The 19,743-nt window shown below is 62.8% G+C and carries 18 protein-coding genes and 1 pseudogene; 10 read left to right on the plus strand and 9 right to left on the minus strand.

Going from position 1 to position 19,743, the window contains the following annotated elements:
- Window positions 1-1,416 (minus strand): cysteine--tRNA ligase, encoded by a 1,416-nt coding sequence (cysS, locus tag CQ14_RS06515; protein ID WP_057857097.1) that lies wholly within the window; start codon window positions 1,414-1,416, stop codon window positions 1-3.
- Window positions 1,417-1,715: 299 nt separating this feature from the next.
- On the opposite strand from cysS, the gene CQ14_RS06520 reads away from it, so the two are divergent.
- On the plus strand, window positions 1,716-2,024 hold the full coding sequence (locus tag CQ14_RS06520; protein ID WP_057857098.1) for a hypothetical protein: 309 nt from the start codon (window positions 1,716-1,718) through the stop codon (window positions 2,022-2,024).
- A gap of 168 nt (window positions 2,025-2,192) precedes the next feature.
- Window positions 2,193-3,362 (plus strand): DUF2865 domain-containing protein, encoded by a 1,170-nt coding sequence (locus CQ14_RS06525; protein WP_082649732.1) that lies wholly within the window; start codon window positions 2,193-2,195, stop codon window positions 3,360-3,362.
- Window positions 3,363-3,475: 113 nt separating this feature from the next.
- Here CQ14_RS06525 and CQ14_RS06530 read toward each other — a convergent pair whose 3' ends face one another.
- Entirely contained in the window at window positions 3,476-4,393 is a 918-nt protein-coding gene (locus tag CQ14_RS06530; protein ID WP_057857099.1) for a DUF2189 domain-containing protein, read from the minus strand.
- 545 nt (window positions 4,394-4,938) lie between these two features.
- On the opposite strand from CQ14_RS06530, the gene CQ14_RS06535 reads away from it, so the two are divergent.
- The 5 genes from CQ14_RS06535 to CQ14_RS06555 all read left to right on the plus strand — a co-directional run bounded on the left by CQ14_RS06535 (window position 4,939) and on the right by CQ14_RS06555 (window position 9,460).
- The gene (locus CQ14_RS06535; protein ID WP_057857100.1) at window positions 4,939-5,769 is read left to right on the plus strand and encodes a cytochrome c oxidase subunit II; all 831 of its coding nucleotides are present in this window, start codon (window positions 4,939-4,941) and stop codon (window positions 5,767-5,769) included.
- Between the two features lie 76 nt (window positions 5,770-5,845).
- A complete protein-coding gene (locus CQ14_RS06540; protein ID WP_057857101.1) occupies window positions 5,846-7,621 on the plus strand; it encodes a cbb3-type cytochrome c oxidase subunit I in 1,776 nt (591 codons plus the stop codon).
- On the plus strand, window positions 7,618-8,322 hold the full coding sequence (locus CQ14_RS06545) for a cytochrome c oxidase subunit 3 (protein ID WP_057857102.1): 705 nt from the start codon (window positions 7,618-7,620) through the stop codon (window positions 8,320-8,322). Before CQ14_RS06540 ends, CQ14_RS06545 begins: the two co-directional genes overlap by 4 nt.
- A gap of 10 nt (window positions 8,323-8,332) precedes the next feature.
- Window positions 8,333-9,055: a heme-copper oxidase subunit III family protein gene (locus CQ14_RS06550; RefSeq protein WP_057857103.1), complete on the plus strand. Its 723-nt coding sequence runs from the start codon at window positions 8,333-8,335 to the stop codon at window positions 9,053-9,055.
- A 9-nt stretch (window positions 9,056-9,064) separates the two neighbouring features.
- The gene (locus CQ14_RS06555) at window positions 9,065-9,460 is read left to right on the plus strand and encodes a cytochrome C oxidase subunit IV family protein (RefSeq protein ID WP_057857104.1); all 396 of its coding nucleotides are present in this window, start codon (window positions 9,065-9,067) and stop codon (window positions 9,458-9,460) included.
- 15 nt (window positions 9,461-9,475) lie between these two features.
- Here the strand turns inward: CQ14_RS06555 and CQ14_RS06560 are convergent, their stop codons facing one another.
- The 3 genes from CQ14_RS06560 to CQ14_RS06570 all read right to left on the minus strand — a co-directional run bounded on the left by CQ14_RS06560 (window position 9,476) and on the right by CQ14_RS06570 (window position 13,115).
- Window positions 9,476-11,224 (minus strand): NAD+ synthase, encoded by a 1,749-nt coding sequence (locus CQ14_RS06560; protein WP_057857105.1) that lies wholly within the window; start codon window positions 11,222-11,224, stop codon window positions 9,476-9,478.
- Window positions 11,225-11,371: 147 nt separating this feature from the next.
- The gene (locus tag CQ14_RS06565) at window positions 11,372-11,725 is read right to left on the minus strand and encodes a diacylglycerol kinase (protein ID WP_057839226.1); all 354 of its coding nucleotides are present in this window, start codon (window positions 11,723-11,725) and stop codon (window positions 11,372-11,374) included.
- Window position 11,726: 1 nt separating this feature from the next.
- Window positions 11,727-13,115 (minus strand): class II 3-deoxy-7-phosphoheptulonate synthase, encoded by a 1,389-nt coding sequence (locus tag CQ14_RS06570; RefSeq protein ID WP_057857106.1) that lies wholly within the window; start codon window positions 13,113-13,115, stop codon window positions 11,727-11,729.
- A gap of 172 nt (window positions 13,116-13,287) precedes the next feature.
- Here CQ14_RS06570 and CQ14_RS06575 point away from each other — a divergent pair, with 172 nt between their 5' ends.
- Together CQ14_RS06575 and CQ14_RS06580 are read left to right on the plus strand one after the other, a co-directional pair.
- Entirely contained in the window at window positions 13,288-14,190 is a 903-nt protein-coding gene (locus CQ14_RS06575; protein WP_057857107.1) for an alpha/beta hydrolase family protein, read from the plus strand.
- Between the two features lie 136 nt (window positions 14,191-14,326).
- The gene (locus CQ14_RS06580) at window positions 14,327-14,653 is read left to right on the plus strand and encodes an antibiotic biosynthesis monooxygenase family protein (RefSeq protein ID WP_057857108.1); all 327 of its coding nucleotides are present in this window, start codon (window positions 14,327-14,329) and stop codon (window positions 14,651-14,653) included.
- A gap of 22 nt (window positions 14,654-14,675) precedes the next feature.
- On the opposite strand, the gene CQ14_RS06585 is transcribed toward CQ14_RS06580, so the two are convergent.
- Both CQ14_RS06585 and CQ14_RS06590 read right to left on the minus strand, forming a co-directional pair.
- Window positions 14,676-15,068, minus strand: a complete 393-nt coding sequence (locus CQ14_RS06585) for a RidA family protein (RefSeq protein WP_057857109.1) — start codon at window positions 15,066-15,068, stop codon at window positions 14,676-14,678.
- 120 nt (window positions 15,069-15,188) lie between these two features.
- On the minus strand, window positions 15,189-16,082 hold the full coding sequence (locus CQ14_RS06590) for a LysR family transcriptional regulator (protein ID WP_057857110.1): 894 nt from the start codon (window positions 16,080-16,082) through the stop codon (window positions 15,189-15,191).
- Between the two features lie 186 nt (window positions 16,083-16,268).
- On the opposite strand from CQ14_RS06590, the gene CQ14_RS06595 reads away from it, so the two are divergent.
- A complete protein-coding gene (locus CQ14_RS06595; RefSeq protein ID WP_199805458.1) occupies window positions 16,269-17,438 on the plus strand; it encodes a mandelate racemase/muconate lactonizing enzyme family protein in 1,170 nt (389 codons plus the stop codon).
- Window positions 17,439-17,468: 30 nt separating this feature from the next.
- Here the strand turns inward: CQ14_RS06595 and CQ14_RS06600 are convergent, their stop codons facing one another.
- Window positions 17,469-18,695: a CaiB/BaiF CoA transferase family protein gene (locus CQ14_RS06600; protein ID WP_057857112.1), complete on the minus strand. Its 1,227-nt coding sequence runs from the start codon at window positions 18,693-18,695 to the stop codon at window positions 17,469-17,471.
- A 264-nt stretch (window positions 18,696-18,959) separates the two neighbouring features.
- Window positions 18,960-19,175, minus strand: a pseudogene (locus CQ14_RS45745) (hypothetical protein); the annotation flags it as partial.
- Window positions 19,176-19,743 lie beyond the last annotated feature (568 nt).

The following is a 19,743-nucleotide window of genomic DNA, read 5'->3' on the forward strand; positions in this document are numbered from 1 at the left end:
TCACGCGACCTCCCATGTGGTCACAGGTTTTCCGTCCTTGTCCTTGCCGTCCTTGATGGCAACGCCCATGGCGGAGAGTTGGTCACGGATGCGGTCGGACTCCTTGAAGTCCTTTCGCGCCCGGGCCGCCGCACGGTCGGCAATCAGGCGATCGACCTCTGCTGCATCGATGCCGCTCGCCTGCTGCTTGCGTCCCTTCCATGCCGCAGCCCCCATCGAAAGGAAGCCGAGCAGCCGAAGCGAGGCGGCAAACTCGCCGCGTTCGCGCGCGCCGCCGGACGCCGCAGCGTTGCGCAGGCCGTGCAGGACCGCCATCGCCTGCGCGGTGTTGAGATCGTCATATAGCGCCTCGACCATCGCCGGCGACGGCTCGCCGCCCTCGGCATCGGCCGCGATCGCATACCAGTCGTCGAGTGTCTTCGCGGCCTCTTCCGCGCTCTTGGCGGTCCAATCCAGCGGCGAACGGTAATGCGTCCTGAGCATGCTCAGACGCAGCACCTCGCCCGGCCAATCGGCCAGCAATTCCCGGATCGTGAAGAAGTTGCCGAGCGACTTCGACATCTTCTCGCTCTCGATCTGCAGGAAGCCGTTGTGCATCCAGACATTCGCCATGCGGTCGGAATGGAAGGCGCAGCAGGTCTGGGCGAGCTCGTTCTCATGGTGCGGAAACACCAGATCGATGCCGCCGCCATGAATGTCGAATTTTTCGCCGAGATGCTTCCAGGCCATCGCCGAGCATTCGATATGCCAGCCGGGACGTCCCTCCACCTTGATGCCCGATGGCGAGGCCCATGACGGCTCGCCCGGCTTCGACGGCTTCCACAGCACGAAGTCGGTGTTATCACGCTTGTAGGGCGCGACATCGACACGAGCACCCGCGATCATTTCGTCGAGCGAGCGCTTCGATAGCGCGCCATAGCGCGGCATCACCGAATTGGCCTCGTTCATCGCCTGCGGCGAGAACAGCACGTGATCCTCGGCGACATAGGCAAAGCCGCCGGCAACCAGCTTCTCGATGATCGCCCGCATCTCCGGAATATGCTCGGTCGCGCGCGGCTGCACCGTCGGCGCCAGGCAGCCTAGCGCGGTGACGTCGTCCTGATACTGCTGATAGGTCTCTTCGGTGACCTTGCGGATCGCCTCGTTCAGCGGCACGCCGGGATAATCGCGCGCGGCGCGGACGTTGATCTTGTCGTCGACGTCGGTGATGTTGCGAACGTACGTCACGTGATCGGCGCCATAGCGGTGGCGCAGCACACGAAACAGCACATCGAACACGATCGCCGCGCGACCGTTGCCGATATGGGCGAAGTCGTAGACGGTCGGTCCGCAGGCATACATGCGGACGTTACCGGCATCGAGCGGCACGAACGGCGGCTTTTCCTTGGTCAACGTATCGTACAAGCGCAACTGCATGACAAACCCATCCCTTGCGGCCGGGCGTCCAGTGATCTCAGTTTTTGAGAAAAGACGGCCTCAGCCAGCGAATCGCTAGCTAATAATCTCGCGGCAAATGCTGCAGATGGCGAGGAGACCGTTCATGGTTCCACCATTGCGGTATCGGAACGATGCCGTCAAGGCCTTGCTCGCGCCCAATTTGAGGCCGATCAGACCGCGGAACCTTCCTTTTCGCCGCCGCTCGGCCCTCCTGGTTAATCATTATTAACCCTTTGGGCCTATCCCTGAGCGCGGTCCTCTCCCCTGCCGGTGTCCCCATGCGCTCTTCCGCACTCATCGCCTGTGCCTTCTTCCTGCTTGCCGCCTCGGCCGCTTCCGCCGACAGCCGCGTTTTCATCGTTGCCAACCAGGCCGATGGTTACGGCGTGGACGAGTGCCTCGCCCGGGGCGACAAATGCGGCGCCCATGCCGCCCGCGCCTACTGCCAGTCACGGGAATTTGCGCAGGCCACCGCCTATCGCCGCGTCGAGCCCGACGAAGTTACCGGCACGGTTCCAGCCGGCGGCGGCGAGAAATGCTCTGGGCCGGCGTGCGGCGACTATGTCGCCATTACCTGCCAGCGCTAAAGGCGCTTTTCCCGTAATTTCAAGGGCCGGCCTGCCACATCCGCGCCCCGGAAACGACGTGACGTTGCCCCGAGAAGCAGGTATTGGATGCGGCCTTGGCCGCAGAATGCCGCCTTGGCCGCACTACCAGGCTTTGAAGCCGCGCGGATCAGCCCTCAATGGCCGGATATGCTGGAAATTCGCACCATTCCCTTCCTCTGTCGGATTTTGACCTGCGCCCTCCTGCTCGGCATCGCCGCGCCCGCTTTGGCGCAGACGAACGAGGACGCCCTGGCGCAGATGCCGCCCGGCGCCGTACCGCCTCCGCCGCCACAGCAGGGTGCGCAAGCCAATCCGATCTGCATCCGGCTCGAGGGGCAGCTGGCGACCATCGACCGCGGCGCCGGCACCGGCGATCCCGCCAAGGATGAGCAGATCCGCCGTTATCAGGAGGCCCAGGCCAAGCAGCAGTCCGAACTTGATCGCGTCACGCTGCAGGCCAAGCGCATGGGCTGCGAAAGCTCGGGCTTCTTCTCGCTGTTCAACGGCCAGTCGGCACAGTGCAGCCCGGTCAACAACCAGATCCAGCAGATGCGCGCCAATCTCGACCAGATCACCACCAGCCTGGAGCGCCTGCGCAGCGGCGGCATCGGCGGCGCCGACCGTGAAAACCAGCGCCGCTCGGTGCTGACGGCGCTGGCGCAGAACAATTGCGGCCCGCAATATGCGACCGCCGCCCGCGGCCCCGGCAATTTCATCGACAGTCTGTTCGGCAACAATAACAACAACACGATCCCGCCGCCCAGCGCCGAGCTCGGTCCGCCATCCGGCACCTTCCGCACCGTCTGCGTCCGCACCTGCGACGGCGCCTACTTCCCGGTGTCGTTCGCCACCTACCAGCAGCGTTTCCAGGACGACGAGCGGACCTGCAAGGCGCTTTGCCCGGCGGCAGAGGCGAACTTGTTCACCTATCGCAATCCCGGCGAGGACATCAATCAGGCGGTCTCGATCACCGGCCAGCCCTACTCGTCGTTGCCCAACGCGTTCAAATTCCGCACCGAGTTCAACGCCTCCTGCTCCTGCAAGGCGGCAGGCCAGACCTGGTCCGAAGCGCTGAAATCCGTCGACGACAAGGCCTCGGTCGAACAGCAGGGCGACATCATCGTCACCGAGGAAAGCGCCAAGCGGATGCAGCAGCGTGCGCAGTCGAAGGGCACGCCGCCGCCCAAGAAGGGCGCGGCTCCCGCTGGCACCACCGCCGCACCGGCGCCGGCTGCTGCTCCGGCAGATACGACCGCTGCGGCCAACGACAAGCAGATCCGCACGGTCGGGCCGACCTTCATCCCGTCGAAGCAATAGCTCCTCAAGCGCGATGACTTTACCGTCATCCCGCTTTCCGGCGACGCGCGCTGATCCCGACAGGCGGGCACCGCCCTTCGGTGCTCGCCCTGCCGCGTGCTCGCGTTTCGCGGCTACGGCTCGCGCTCACGGCTCCACGGGAACAGATTGGCCGGGAAATCCGCCGCGTAGCGGTGCCCTTTACGAAGGTGAGGCTCCTCTTCCTGTGGCGGATTGGGGTCCGGCTCCACCGCTTTCCGGTACAGGTGCCAGGTGGCATGGCCGAGCACCGGCAGAACGACGGCCAGTCCCACAAAGAGCGGGATCGAACCGATCACCAGCAGCGCCGCGACGATCAGGCCCCAGGCGGCCATCGCAACCGGATTCTTCATCACAACGCGCAGCGAGGTCCGGATAGCGTCGATTGCCGTCGCGTGCCGGTCGAGCATCAAGGGAAACGACACGGCACTGACGCAGAGCGCCACGACCGCGAACAGGAAGCCGATGCCGCACCCAACGATGATGAGCGACCATCCTTCCGGTGTCGTCAGCACGCGCGTTGCGAAATCAGGGATGCTTGCGGCCGGCGCATGGCCGAAGATCGAAACGTAGATCGCGTTCGCGACCCCGATCCAGGCCCCAAACAGAACGAGCAGAAGCACGCCGAGTTCGACCATGCCGCCGAAAGCGGGAGCCCGCAGCACGTGAAGCGCATCCGACACGGAAGGTTCCTCGCCGCGCTCGCGGCGACGGCTGAGCTCATAGAGGCCAATCGCGGCAAAGGGTCCGAGCAAGGCGAACCCGGCCGCCAGCGGGAACAGCAGCGGCAGTATCGAATAGCCGAGGACCATCCTGAACAGGGCAATACCGAGAACGGGATAAATCACGCACACCACAACGGCATGGCTCGGCATTGCCTTGAAGTCTTCCCACCCCAGGCGCAGCGCCTCACCAAGGTCGGATAGCTCGATTTTGCGAATGGGATATGTGGCGGCCTCGCCGAATACCTGCCGTCCAAATCTTGCGATGCTGTCGGAATATAGAGTGGCCATGCGGACCCTCCCGTGCTCTCAAGTTGCGGCGGTCAAAATGACGCGCCGCAACCGCGCGCCCTCCGCCCTGATGTGCGAGAGTCGCGGTCGAGCCGGGTTCGGCAAACCCAAGTGCAGCAAAAGGAGCTTAGCCGGACGAAACTTGTCGCGACCTGCCCGATGAGCTTAGCGCGGTTGGAAGCAGAAAGCACGCACTGTTGGGTGAATTGTGTATGAGCTCAGTTCTTTGGTGCAGCGCGTCATCATTAAGCGATCGTCATCGGCTCGAGCATCGTGCAGCGCACATCCACGAACCACAGTTCCATATTGCTCTATTGACGCCAGCCTCGACGCGTATCATCTTGATTTCAGACGCCCCGATTTGGTGACTAGCGGTCGTAACGTGAGTTCCGTGTCACGTTTTTGATGTCGCGACCGATCAAAATGGGCGAGGCAAGACGCACTGCGATGGCGCATATGTCATATGTGGAGTCTGCCATCGAGAGAAGTGTGAGCTCCGCCCCTTGATTCGTCTCCGTTGCCTTTGATGGCAAGGAGGAATGAGGATGGCTGTTGCTATCATACTGCTGTTGGTCGCAGTCGGCTCGGTGCTGTTTCACATCTACAGCCCGTGGTGGTGGACGCCGATTGCCACGAACTGGAGCTACATCGACCACACCATCAGCATCACCTTCTGGATCACCGGCGTGGTGTTCTTCGCCGTGATTGCTTTCATGGCCTATTGCGTCTTCCGCTTTCATCACAAGGAAGGAAGGCAGGCCCACTACAATCCGGAAAACAAGAAGCTCGAATGGTGGCTCAGCATCGGGACGGCGATCGGCGTCGCAGCCATGTTGGCACCGGGCTTATTTGTCTGGCACCAGTTCGTCACGGTTCCGGCTGACGCCACCGAGATCGAGGTGATGGGCCAGCAGTGGCAGTGGAGCTTCCGCCTACCGGGCAAGGACGGCCGGATGGGCACAACCGATGTTCGCTACATCAGTCCCGAAAACCCCATGGGCCTGAATCGCGACGACCCGCACGGGCAAGACGACGTCGTGATCGAAAGCGGTGAGCTGCACCTGCCGGTCGGAAAACCCGTCAAGGTCCTGCTCCGCTCCGTCGATGTCCTGCACGATTTCTATGTGCCCGAATTCCGCTCCAAGATGGATATGGTGCCCGGCATGGTCACCTATTTCTGGATGACTCCGATCCGCACCGGAACGTTCGATGTGCTGTGCGCCGAGCTGTGTGGCGCGGCGCACGCACAGATGCGCGCCAAGGTCATCGTCCAGGAAGAAAGCGAATATCACACCTGGCTGGAGCAACAGAAGACGTTCGCAGAATTGTCAGGCCGTGCCGTTACGAAGGCGACGTACAGATCCGGCGGCAAGTAAGGGCCGCAGCAAAGACAGATCGGGCGCGTGAGATGAAGTCTTCACGCCCGATGGAAACGACCGAGGAGGTATTTCTATGGTCGATGTTCCATATGATGCGACTGCAGACATTCCGCTTGCCGAAGTGCCGGAGGTTGATCTCTATCATCCCAGGAGCTGGTGGACGCGGTACGTCTTTTCGCAGGACGCCAAAGTCATCGCCATCCAGTACTCGCTCACAGCCACCGGAATCGGATTGGTGGCTTTGGTGCTGTCGTGGCTGATGCGGCTGCAACTGGGCTTTCCCGGTACATTCTCCTTTATCGACGCCAACCAGTATCTCCAGTTCATCACCATGCACGGCATGATCATGGTGATCTATTTGCTCACGGCATTGTTCCTCGGAGGTTTCGGCAACTACCTGATCCCGCTGATGGTCGGCGCCCGGGACATGGTCTTCCCCTATGTGAACATGCTGAGCTACTGGGTCTACCTGCTGGCCGTCCTGGTGCTGGCCTCGACGTTCTTCGTGCCCGGCGGGCCCACCGGCGCCGGCTGGACGCTGTATCCGCCGCAGGCAATTCTCTCCGGTACTCCCGGGCAGGATTGGGGCATCATCCTGATGCTGGCCTCGCTGATCCTGTTCATCATCGGCTTTACGATGGGCGGCCTGAATTATGTGGTGACCGTGCTGCAGGCGCGCACGCGCGGCATGACGTTGATGCGTATGCCCCTGACGGTGTGGGGCATCTTCACCGCGACCATCATGGCGCTACTGGCCTTCCCGGCGCTGTTCGTCGCCTCCGTCATGATGCTGTTCGACCGCCTGCTCGGAACCAGCTTCTTCATGCCGTCCCTGGTCGAGATGGGTCAGCAGATGAAGTACGGCGGCGGCAGCCCGATCCTGTTCCAGCACCTGTTCTGGTTCTTCGGCCATCCCGAGGTCTACATTGTCGCCCTGCCCGCCTTCGGCATCGTTTCCGATCTGATCAGCGTCCATGCGCGGAAGAACATCTTCGGCTATCGCATGATGGTCTGGGCGATCGTTGCGATCGGCGCGCTCAGCTTCGTCGTATGGGCGCACCACATGTATGTGAGCGGCATGCACCCGAAATTCGGGTTCTTCTTCGCCACCACGACGCTCATCATCGCCATCCCGACCGCCATCAAGGTCTACAACTGGGTGCTGACCCTGTGGCGCGGCGACATCCATCTCACCGTCCCGATGCTGTTTGCGCTCGGCTTCATCATTACGTTCGTGAACGGCGGGCTCACCGGCCTCTTCCTCGGCAACGTGGTCGTGGATGTCCCGCTATCGGATACGATGTTCGTCGTCGCGCATTTCCATATGGTGATGGGCGTGGCGCCGATCATGGTCGTGCTGGGCGCGATCTATCATTGGTACCCCAAGATCACGGGACGGATGCTCAACGATGTGCTGGGCAAATTTCATTTCTGGGTCACGTTCCTCGGCGCCTATCTGATCTTCTTCCCCATGCACTATATCGGACTGCTCGGCGTTCCGCGCCGCTATCACGACATCGGCGAGGCGGCGTTCATCCCCTCATCGACCCATACGCTCAATGCCTTCATCTCCATCATGGCTTTGATCGTGGGCTTCGCCCAGATGGTGTTCCTGTTCAACCTTACCTGGAGCTACTTCAAGGGCAGGCCGTCAGGCGGCAATCCGTGGCGGGCGACAAGTCTGGAGTGGCAGACTCCTGAGACCCCGCCCGGGCACGGCAACTGGGGCAAGGAGCTCCCGGTGGTCTATCGATGGGCCTATGACTACAGCGTGCCGGGTGCACCGCAGGACTTCATTCCACAGAACCAGCCACGGGCGACGCCGGTCCTACAGGGAGCCGCGCCGTGAGCGCCATTGTCCTGTTCATGGCGGTCATTGCAGTCATCGCCGGATGGTGGCTCTCGCAGCAACGGCTGATGTCCAAACCCTGGCTGGAAGAAGGTGCGCTTGGTGATTTTCCCGGTACGGACGAAATGACCTGGCCCGCGGCGAAGATCGGACTGGGCGTGTTTCTCGCTGTCGTCGGCTCGCTGTTCGCACTCTTCATCAGCGCCTACTCCATGCGCATGAACATGACGGACTGGCGGACACTGCCCGTGCCTGCACTGCTGTGGTTCAACACGGCCGTCCTGGTCCTGAGCAGCGTCGCGCTGCAATGGGCCTACGTGGCTGCGCGGCGCGACAACATGGAAGATGTACTCATCGGCCTGTGCGCAGGAGGAGTAGCCGCCGTTACATTCCTGGTTGGGCAACTATTGGCGTGGCAACAACTGAGGGCCGCGGGCTATTTCGTCGCGTCCAATCCCGCCAATTCCTTCTTCTATCTGATCACTGCCGCGCACGGACTACACCTGATCGGCGGCCTGGTGGCGCTGGGCAGAACGACCGCCAAGGCCTGGCGTGGCGTTGAAATGACCCAGATGCGCCTGAGTGTGGAGCTCTGCGCCATCTACTGGCACTTCCTGCTGTTGGTCTGGCTCGCCTTGCTCGGTCTGCTGACAGGCTGGACGGACGATTTCGTCGACATCTGTCGCCGGTTGCTCACCTAGGAGAGGCCAGATGGCGGAGACTGCACTGACAACCCATGGACTATCTCCTGCGCGGCCGGACGGCTGGCAGGGCATTGCGGCCGATTGGTCCTCGGATCAGCGAGCCTTCAAGAATGTCTCCTGGGGGAAGGCCATGATGTGGATCTTCCTCCTGAGCGACACCTTCATCTTCAGCTGTTTCCTTTTGTCCTACATGACGGCGCGCATGTCCACGACCGTGCCGTGGCCAAATCCGAGTGAGGTGTTCGCGCTCGAGATTGCGGGACATCATATCCCCCTCATCCTGATCGCCATCATGACCTTCATCCTGATCAGCAGCAGCGGGACCATGGCGATGGCCGTCAATTTCGGCTACCGCCGCGATCGCGTCAAAACCGCGGTCCTGATGCTGCTCACGGCAGCCCTCGGCGCAACGTTCGTCGGGATGCAGGCCTTCGAATGGACCAAGCTGATCAGGGAGGGCGTGCGTCCCTGGGAAAATCCCTGGGGAGCGGCGCAGTTCGGCTCCAGCTTCTTCATGATCACCGGCTTTCACGGCACGCACGTGACCATCGGCGTGATCTTCCTGATCGTCATCGCGCGAAAGGTCTGGCGGGGAGACTTCGACGTCGGAAGGCGCGGCTTTTTCACGAGCAGGAAGGGGAATTACGAGGTCGTCGAAATCATGGGGCTGTACTGGCACTTCGTCGATCTCGTGTGGGTGTTCATCTTTGCCTTCTTTTATCTGTGGTGAGGTCAGCGCATGACAAATGTGGCAATCGATCTGGAAGCACAACGACCTTCGCTGCATGCCCATGTGCATGACGCTGTCGCACCTGCCCACGCAGAGGGGCAGCAGCATCCGATCAAGCTCTATCTCGTGGTCTGGGGATGGCTGTTCGTGCTCAGCACGGGCTCCTATCTCGTCGACTACTTTGGCCTCCAGGGCTATCTCAGATGGTCGCTGATCCTGCTGTTCATGGTGCTGAAGGCCGGCCTGATCGTTGCCGTCTTCATGCACATGGCCTGGGAGCGGCTGGCGCTCGCCTATGCCATCCTGCTGCCGCCGGTGCTGGTGCTGGTGTTCGTAGCCATCATGGTCTTCGAATCCGAGTACACGCACCTCATACGGGTGCTGTTCTTCGGGGCGCCGGCTTAGATCCTGCCGTCGCGTTTACCCGTCGAATACATCGGCCGACGCGCGGCCGGCGCGAGCGACCAGCTTTTCGTCGGGCGCGGGCAGCGCCTTGCCGTTGTCGCGGAAGCGGTTGGTGATGGGATAGCGGCGGTCGCGGCCAAAGTTCTTTTCCGTCACCTTGACGCCCGGCGCCGCCTGCCGCCGCTTGTATTCGGCGACGTTCAGCAGCCGGTCGATCCGCGTCACCACGTCAGCCGGGAAACCGGCGGCGATGATCGTGGCCAGCGGCTCCTCGCGCTCCACCAGCCGTTCGAGAATGCCATCCAGCATCTCGTAAGGCGGCAGCGAATCCTGGTCGGTCTGGTTCTCGCGTAGTTCAGCCGTCGGCGGCCGGGTGATGATGTTGACGGGAATCACCTCGCCCGAGGGCCCGAGCGCGCCGTCCGGCTTCCACTCGTTGCGCAGGCTGGAGAGGCGAAACACTTCGGTCTTGTAGATGTCCTTGATCGGATTGAAGCCGCCATTCATGTCGCCATAGATGGTGGCGTAGCCGACAGACATTTCCGACTTGTTGCCGGTCGTGACCACCATGGCGCCGGTCTTGTTCGAAATCGCCATCAACAGCGTGCCGCGGGTGCGCGCCTGCAAATTCTCTTCGGTGATGTCGCGCGGCAGGCCGGCGAACGGGCCGGACAGGATCTTTTCAAAGCCGTTGACCGCATCGGCAATCGGCAGCACCTCGTAACGGATGCCGAGCGCCTTCGCGAGTTTCGCCGCATCATCCAGCGACACCTGCGCGGTGAAACGGAACGGCAGCATCACGCCGCGGACCTGGTCGGCGCCGAGCGCATCGACCGCGATGGCCGCGCACAGCGCGGAGTCGATGCCACCGGAGACGCCGAGCAGCACACCGGGGAAGCCGTTCTTGCGGACGTAATCTCGCAGGCCCAGCACGCAGGCCGCGTAATCGCCCTTGTCGCCCTCGATGAGCGGCACCACCGGCCCCGCGCAGCGCCAGCCTTCGGTGCCCTTGCTCCAGCGCAGCGTGACGATGCTCTCTTCGAACGCCGGCAATTGCGCCGCGACCGAAAGGTCGGCGTTCAGTGCGAACGACGCGCCGTCGAACACCAGTTCGTCCTGCCCGCCGATCTGGTTGAGATAGACCAGCGGCAAGCCGCTCTCGGTGACGCGGGCCACCGCGATCGAGAGCCGCAGATCGTTCTTGTCGCGCGCGTAGGGCGAACCGTTCGGCACGACGAGGATCTCCGCGCCGGTCTCGGCGAGGCATTCGACGACGTTTTCGTATTCCTCGGACTCTTCGAGCCAGATGTCCTCGCAGATCGGGACGCCGACGCGGATGCCGCGGACGGTCACCGGACCCGCGGCAGGCCCGCGCGCAAACAGGCGCTTCTCGTCGAATACGCCGTAGTTCGGCAAATTGGCCTTGAAGCGAAGCGCCGCGATGCGGCCCTGATCGAGCAGCGCGCAGGCGTTATAGAGCTTGTCGTCCTCGACCCAGGGCGTGCCGATCAGCACCGCCGGGCCGCCGTCCGCGGTCTCCCGCGCCAGCTCTTCGACCGCGGCGCGGCAAGCGGCCTGGAGCGCCGGTTTCAGGACCAGATCTTCCGGCGGATAGCCGCAGATGAACAGCTCGGGCAGCACCATGAGATCGGCGCCATCGGCCTTGGCCTTGTCGCGCGCGGCGCGCGCCTTGGCGGCGTTGCCCGGGATATCGCCGACCGTCGGATTCAACTGCGCCAGCGTGATCGTAAAGGTGTCGGTCATGGGGCGATGGTGCCTTGCACAAGAGCAAACTGCAATTGCTTGCTTTGATAGCGTTTTCGAGCGAAGTGGACACCGGTTCGCGTGAAGAAAACGCGTCAAAACAAAAGCTTAGATATGCGGTTCTGACCTGATGTCAGCACCGCATATCTAGAACGCGCCTATGCGTTCGGCGATGGCAAACAGCCAGAACGCCCCGACCATCAGCAGCGCGACGCCGACCGCCGCCGAACCCATGTCCTTGACCCGCCCGATCTGCGGATCGTGATCGGTGGTGAGCCGGTCGGCGAGCTTCTCGATGGCGGTATTGAGGATCTCGACCACCAGGACAAACGCGACGGCCGCGACCAGTTCCACGCGGCGCATGACGGTCGCACCGACCAGCCAGGCCAGCGGCACCGACAGCGCCAACGCGAACAATTCCTCGCGGACGGCCTGCTCCGAGCGGATCGCAAAAGCGAGACCGTTACGTGTGTTGATGGTGGCACGCCAGAGTCGCAGCAAGTCAGAGTCCCGCTACCGCCGGCATCGGCTTTTCCTTGCCCGCCCGCTCCTGCTTGAGCAGTTCGGCGATCAGGAAGGCCATATCGATCGATTGTTCGGCGTTGAGGCGGGGATCGCAGACCGTGTGATAGCGGTCGTTGAGATCCTCGTCGGTGATGGCGCGGGCGCCGCCGATGCATTCGGTGACGTCCTGCCCGGTCATCTCCAGGTGCACGCCGCCGGCATGGGTCCCCTCCGCCGCATGGATGGCGAAGAACGACTTCACTTCCGACAGCACCCGGTCGAACGGCCGCGTCTTGTAGCCCGTCGTCGAGGTGATGGTGTTGCCGTGCATCGGATCGCACGACCAGACCACGACCCGCCCTTCCCGCTGCACGGCGCGGATCAGCGGCGCGAGATGATCGCCGACCTTGTCGGAGCCGAAGCGGTTGATCAGCGTCAGCCGTCCCGGCTCGTTGTCGGGATTGAGGATGTCGATCAGCTTCAACAGCTCGTCCGGCTTCAGCGAGGGACCGCATTTCAGGCCGATCGGGTTCTTGATGCCGCGGAAATATTCGACATGGCCGTGGTCGAGCTGGCGGGTGCGGTCGCCGATCCAGATCATGTGGCCGGAGGTTGCGTACCAGTCGCCGGTCGTCGAATCGACCCGCGTCATTGCCTGCTCGTAGCCGAGCAGCAGCGCCTCGTGGCTGGTGTAGAAATCGGTGGCGCGCAGTTCGGGATGGCTTTCCAGATCGAGGCCGCAGGCGCGCATGAAATTCAGCGCGTCCGAGATACGGTCCGCCAGCTCCTTGTAACGGCGCGACTGCGGGGAATCCTTGAGGAAGCCGAGCATCCACTGATGCACGCTGCCGAGATTGGCAAAGCCGCCGGTGGCGAACGCGCGCAGCAGGTTCAGCGTCGCCGCCGACTGGCGGTAGGCCATCAACTGGCGCTGCGGATCGGGGATACGCGCTTCCGGGGTGAAGGCGATGTCGTTGATGATGTCGCCGCGGTAGCTCGGCAGCTCGACGCCGCCGACCTTTTCCGTGTTCGACGAACGCGGTTTGGCGAACTGCCCGGCGATGCGGCCGACCTTCACCACCGGCAGCGCGCCGGCATAGGTCAGGACCACAGCCATCTGCAGCAGCACGCGGAAGAAGTCGCGGATGTTGTTGGCGCCATGCTCGGCAAAGCTCTCGGCGCAATCGCCGCCCTGCAGCAGGAAGGCCTCGCCGGCCGCGACGCGCGCCAGCGCCTTTTTCAGGTTGCGGGCTTCGCCGGCGAACACCAGCGGGGGGAACGTGGCGAGCTGCGCCTCAACATCGGCCAATGCCTTCGCATCGGGATATTCCGGGACCTGCAACACCGGCCTGGTGCGCCAGCTATCGGGCGTCCACCGCTCGGACATGACCTTAACTCCTGAGCAAAAACCGCTACTTATCAAAGGTTACGAAGGCCGGGTTATACACAGGGCGCGGGCCAACCGCCAGTTTAGATTTCCGGTAGTCCTGACAAGCTCTTGCAGCTAAATCCGAATTCGCATTTGCTGTGGCCGCTCGCAAAGCTGGCGGGAGAACACGGTGGCCGAGCCGGGGTTGGACGACGTATTCAGCGACGACATCACGGTGCCCGCGACAGACGGATATCCCCTCGCCGCGACGCTGTTTCTGCCCCGCGGGGCCAAGCGCCACGCCGTCCTGATCAATTCGGCGACCGCCGTTCCCCGCAAGCTCTACCGTGGCTTTGCCAGCTACCTCGCCCACCGCGGCTGCGCGGTTCTGACCTACGACTACCGCGGCACCGGCGATTCCAGAAAGGCGATGACCGGCACCACCAGGCCGAAATCGCTGGTCGGCTTCAAGGCCTCGATGTCGGACTGGGCGGCACAGGACATCACTGCAGCAGTGGCCTGGATGCGCGAACGCTACAAGGCGCTGCCCTTCGCCTATGTCGGACATTCCTTCGGCGGCCAGGCGCTCGGTCTATTGCCGAACAATTCGGAGATTTCGCGCGCGCTGTTCGTCGCCGCCCAGGCCGGCTACTGGAAACTGATGGCGTCGCCCGAGCGCTACCGCGTCTACGCCATGCTGAATTTTGTCGGCAGCCCCCTCACCCGCGCGCTCGGCTACATGCCGGGCAAGGTAGGCCTCGGCATGGACCTGCCGAAGGATGCATTTTTGCAGTGGGTCGGCTGGGTGATGAGCCCGCGCTATTTGTTCGACGATGCCAGGCTCGAGGCCCGCCAGAACTTTCCGAACTACAAAGGCACGTTGCGCGCGCTCTGCATGTCCGACGATCCCTGGGCGACGCGGCCGGCGGTCGAATTGCTGTGCGCAGGGTTTACGTCGATCAAGCCCGAGATCATCACGGTGACGCCGGCAGATGCCGGCGCCGAGAAGATCGGGCATCTCGGTTTTTTCAAGTCCGAGCATCGCGGCACGCTGTGGCGCGGTGCGGCGGAGTGGATTGAGGCGGGGGAATAGCTGCCATCGCGTGAGGCCGGTTGTTGTCGTCATGCTCAACCGTAGGATGAGCTGGCGGGAACAGGGCGCCAGCCGCATCGTTGTCGCGCCGGGACCTGCACCCCATCACTGCTGACATTTTCGGAAGGAGCCGCCGATGCCTACCCAGCCGACCATCGCGCGCATCTGGCGCGGCCGGACACGGCCCGACGTCGCGGACAGCTATGAAGCCTACATCAAGGCCGAAGGCATGCCGCCGCTGGAGAAGACCGCGCTCGGCGTCCAGCTGTTCCGGGAGGATCGCGAGCACGAAAGCTGGTTTACGACCATCTCCTATTGGCCGGACCTCAAGTCGATGACGGCCTTTACCAAGGGCGAGCCGACCAAGGTTCATCATCTCGCGCGCGATGCGGAGTTCCTGATCGAACTGCCGGAGTTCATCCAGATCCACCGCATCCTCGTCGACCGCCAAGGTCTGCGGTGAGAAGGCCTGCGGTGAATTGGATCTAGATCACCGCGACGCAATCGATCTCGATATCGAACGGTGCGAACCATTCGGGCACGCAAACGAAGATGCGCGCCGGCGGATCTTCCGGAAAGTAGCGCGCATAGATCGCGTTGACGGCGGCGAAGTGCGCAGATGAAGTGCAGTAGACATTGCACTTCATCACGTTCTGCAGCGACGTGCCCGCGGTCTCCAGGCATAGTTTGAGCTGCTGAAGGACGAGTTCGGTCTGGCGCTCGATGGGACCAGCGAAGAGTTCGCCGGTCTCGGGATCGAACGGCGGCAGCCCCGAAACGAAGACCATGCCGCCGCCGCGCGTCACAGGCGAGACCGGCGCGTTCCGCTTCGCAAGCCAGGACGACATCGGCTCAACGCGAATGATTTCCCGTTTCATCGTGCACCTCTCGAGGGGACTGATCGAGGGTGCAAGCTAGCGCCGTTCTACGCAATAATAATTCGATTAACATCGAAGTGTCGATGTCGAGATCAGACGATCGCCTGACCCGCCGAAATGTCAGGCCCGTTCGAAGGCCGACCAGATCGCTTCGACCGCCTTGCTCTGGCGCGCCACGGGGCGAAACAGGCGGATTTCGATCGGTATCTGGAATTCGACGTTGCCGGCTTCAACCAGCAGCCCGGCCGAGATGTCCTCTTCCGCCAACGTTTGGGGCAGCCATGCCACGCCATCTCCCGCGCGGGTCATCGACAGCAGTGTCGCGGCAAGATGCGACGTAAAGACCGTCTCAAGCGTGAAGGGACGATCTTTCGCACCCCATTGAGCTGCGACGATCCGGCCCAACCCTGATTGCGCACTATAGGCGAGGTATTTCACCGGATCGCCGCGATGAAGCAGCCACCGCGCAACGCCATTTGCGGCAGGCGCGCTCAGCGGAAGGAGCGTGTCGGCGCCGACCACGATGCTCTTGAATTGGCGGGAGTAGATCCGGCTGCTCATGTTCTTGTGGTGATGACAAAGCAGAAACTGCGCGTCACCCCGCAACATCATCTGCTCGCACGCCTGCATGCTGTCGGAGATCAGGTTCAGGTTTCCGAGCGCGAGAACCCTGTCGTTGCGGCGGACCCATTTCGGGAAGAACGTAAAGGAAAGCGCGTGCGTCGCCGCGATCGACAACGGCCTGACATGCCGGTCTGAAACCTCGAGCGTGTCGCGGCGCAGCTGGTGCAGGGCCCGGGTCAGGACCTCTGCCTGATCGTGGAAATGCTCGCCGGCCGGCGTGAGCGCCACGCCGTGCGTCGTGCGGGTGAACAAGGCCGCGCCGACCCATCCCTCAAGCGCGCGAATCCTGCGGCTGAAGGCCGGCTGGGTGACATGGCGCAGCTCCGCCGCCCTGGAAAAATTCAGGGTTTCCGCGAGCGCCAGATAGTCCTCGAACCAGATCAGCTCCATTGGTAATGCCAAATCAACATAACCAGTTGCGGGATTAGCATTGGCCCGGCGTGAAATCCATCATTATTGCAGGCATAGCCAACGCCCTGTTGCCAGAGCCTCCGCCGACGAGAGTACCTTCGGCATATTCGTTTCCGGCATAAGCTTGACGAGGCGGACCGAACGATCTCAGTGCTACCGGAGGGAATTGCCATGCGTATTGTCGACGTCGTCGAAATCACCAAGCCGATCGCCTCTCCGATCCGGAATGCCTACATCGACTTTTCGAAGATGACGGCGAGCCTCGTCGCCGTTGTGACGGATGTCGTGCGCGACGGCCGCCGCGTAGTCGGATACGGCTTCAACTCCAACGGCCGCTACGGTCAGGGCGGCCTGATCCGGGAACGCTTCCGCAATCGTATCATCGAGGCCGACCCCAGGAGCCTTCTCGACGATAGCGGCGCCAATCTCGATCCGCATCGCATCTGGGCGGCGATGATGGTGAACGAGAAGCCCGGCGGGCACGGTGAGCGTTCCGTGGCTGTCGGCACGCTCGACATGGCTATATGGGACGCGGTCGCGAAGATCGCGGGCAAGCCGCTGTTTCGCCTTCTCGCCGAAAGGAAGGGCCGTGAGGCCAACCCCAAAGTCTTCGTGTATGCGGCGGGCGGCTACTACTACCCTGGCAAGGACAATTCCGCACTACGCGCGGAAATGCGCGGCTATCTCAACCGCGGCTACAACGCGGTGAAGATGAAGATCGGCGGAGCGTCGATCGACGAAGATCGTGGACGGATCGAGGCCGTGCTGGAGGAAATCGGTTCGCAGGCGCGACTTGCCGTCGATGCCAACGGGCGCTTCGATCTCGAGACCGCCATCGCCTACGCGAAGATGCTGCGTGATTATCCGCTGTTCTGGTATGAGGAGGCCGGCGACCCCCTCGACTACGCGCTGCAGGCTGCGCTTTCGGAATTCTACCCGGGCCCGATGGCGACCGGCGAGAATCTGTTCTCGCACCAGGATGCGCGGAACCTGCTCCGCTACGGCGGCATGCGGCCCGATCGCGACTGGCTGCAGTTCGATTGCGCGCTGTCCTACGGGCTGGTCGAATATTTGCGGACACTCGATGTGCTGGCGCAGCAGGGCTGGTCGCCGTCCCGCTGCATCCCCCATGGCGGGCACCAGATGTCGCTGAACATCGCAGCGGGCCTCGGCCTGGGCGGCAATGAGAGCTACCCGGACCTCTTTCAGCCCTATGGCGGCTTCCCCGACGCCGTTCGCGTCGAGGACGGCCACATCATCATGCCGGATCTGCCGGGCATCGGCTTCGAAGGCAAATCCGACCTGATCAAGGTGATGCGCGAGCTGGCTGAGTAAACGCCAGCCGCGCAGAACCGGCCCTGCCTGCTATACGATCTTCTGCGCTTTCAGCGCTTCCACCTTCGCCTCGTCATAGCCGATGGTCGCCAGCACATTCTTGGTATCCGCGCCGAGCAGCGGCGGTGCACGATATTCCTTCACCGGCGTGCCGGAGAAGGTGATGGCATTGCGGATCAGCGAGAGCTCGGACTCGAAGGGGTGCTCGACCTTGACCCGCATGCCGCGCGACTGCACGTGCGGATCGTTGAACACCTGCGAGAAATCGTTGATGGGACCTGAGGGAACGCCGGCCTTCTCCAGCTCTTCCAGCCAGTAGGCCACCGGCTTCTTCAGGAAGTGCCCGGCGAAGATCGCCATGATCTCCTTGCCGTGAACGACGCGGTCGTTGTTCTTGACGAAGCGCGGATCGGTCGCGAGTTCGGGCGCACCGAGCACGCCGCAGGTGCGCTGGAACTGACCGTCATTGCCGACCACCAGCATCAGCTCGCCATCGGTGCAGCGGAACACGCCGGCCGGCATGCCACCGTTGCCCCAAGTGCCGCGCCGCGGCGGGGTCACACCGTTGACGAGAAAGATCTGCGCGTAGTGCGACAGCGAGGCGATCACAGTGTCGAACAGGCAGACGTCGACATGCTGCCCCTCCCCGCCATTGGCCTTACGGTGATACAGCGCGGCCAGAATGCCGATCGATGAGTTCATGCCGGTCATGTAGTCGACGATGGAGGGGCCGACCTTCATCGGCCCCGCGCCGGGCTCGCCGTCGAGATGGCCGGTGACGCTCATCAGGCCGCCCATCGCCTGCAGGATCGCGTCATAGCCGGCGCGCGGCGCGTAAGGCCCGGTCTGGCCGAAGCCGGTCACCGAGCAATAGATGATGCCGGGATTGATCGCCTTGATCGTTTCATAATCGAGCTTGTAGCGCTTGAGATCGCCGACCTTGTAATTCTCCATCATCACGTCGCAGGTCTTGGCGAGCTCGCGGATGATCTCCTGCCCTTCGGGGCTGGCGATATTGACGGTGACGGATTTCTTGTTGCGGTTGGCGCAGAGATAGAATGAGTTGTTGTTGTTCGACTTGCCCTCGGGATCCCTGAGGTAAGGCGGGCCGAAGGCGCGCGCGTCGTCGCCGCCGCCGGGGCGTTCGATCTTGATCACCTCGGCGCCGAGATCCGCCAGCATCTGCGCCGACAGCGGGCCTGCAAGCACCCGCGTCAGGTCGAGAATTTTGATGCCCGAAAGTGGCAGAGCCGACATGAACTTTCCTCCGAAAATTTTTGGCGTGGTGGCGCGGGACCATGTCCGGCGCTTTGATGCTTGCCGATACACCATTTTATACGGCTGAGCCCTGCGTTGTCGGCATGACGCCATCCGTTCGCCACACTCGCCGGCGCGCAAGGCAGCCGGACTGACTGCAGCGTCAAATGCGGCATGGCAGGCAAAGGAACAGCCTGGACGTTGCTGAAAATAGAACGGCCCGCCAAGGCGGGCCGTTCCATCGTCAAACCGTGATTACCGTAATTACCGGTTGCTGCTGGCCTTGGCGCGGCTCGCGCGCCACTCCAGGAATTCGCGGTACAGCGGATCGCGCTCCTGCGGGGCAAGTGCCGTGGGGGCAGCCACCACCGGCGCTGGCGCGGGCGGCGGAACGGCGCCCGATGCCGCCGACACGGCCGAGCCCGGGGGCAGCGGCATGTTGCGGTCGAGCCATTCCTGCGCCGCCTTGAAGCGGGTCCANTACCGTTGCGCGCGGCGCCATTTCCTTCCACTTCGGATGGAACGGCGGACGCTGCAGCTGCGACACCTTGTCGAACATCGTATCCACCAGCAGCGCCAGGCGGCGGTAGCGGTCGCTATTCGGCGCCCAGTTATACGACGCCAGCACCGCTTCCGCTGCGATCGTCTCGACGAAGCCGCCTTCCGGCACCAGGCCCGGATAGTCCGCCGACGAAAGCTTGGACGGCAGATATTCTTCCTGGACCTGCTTGGCGTACTCAACCGGCACCAGATGCAGGTTGCGGTCGTTGATCTGGTTCAGCCACTGCAGCGGCTTACCTTCGATCGCAACGATGGCGTCGACTTCGCCCTTGCGTAGCATGTCGAGCGCGAGCCGCGGCTCCTGATAGATCAGATGCGGCCTGATCCCGAGACGCTCGAACACGTTGATTGCGGTCACGAAGGTCGAGCTGTCGGGCAGATCGACCACCACGGTCTTGCCGNACGCATGCTGGTGATCGTCCGCGGCGCGAGAACGTGCATCTCCTCGTTGAACATCTTCGCCACATAGACGAACTGGTTGCGGATA

It is taken from the genome of Bradyrhizobium lablabi (genome assembly GCF_001440475.1).
Classification (GTDB): Bacteria; Pseudomonadota; Alphaproteobacteria; order Rhizobiales; family Xanthobacteraceae; genus Bradyrhizobium; species Bradyrhizobium lablabi.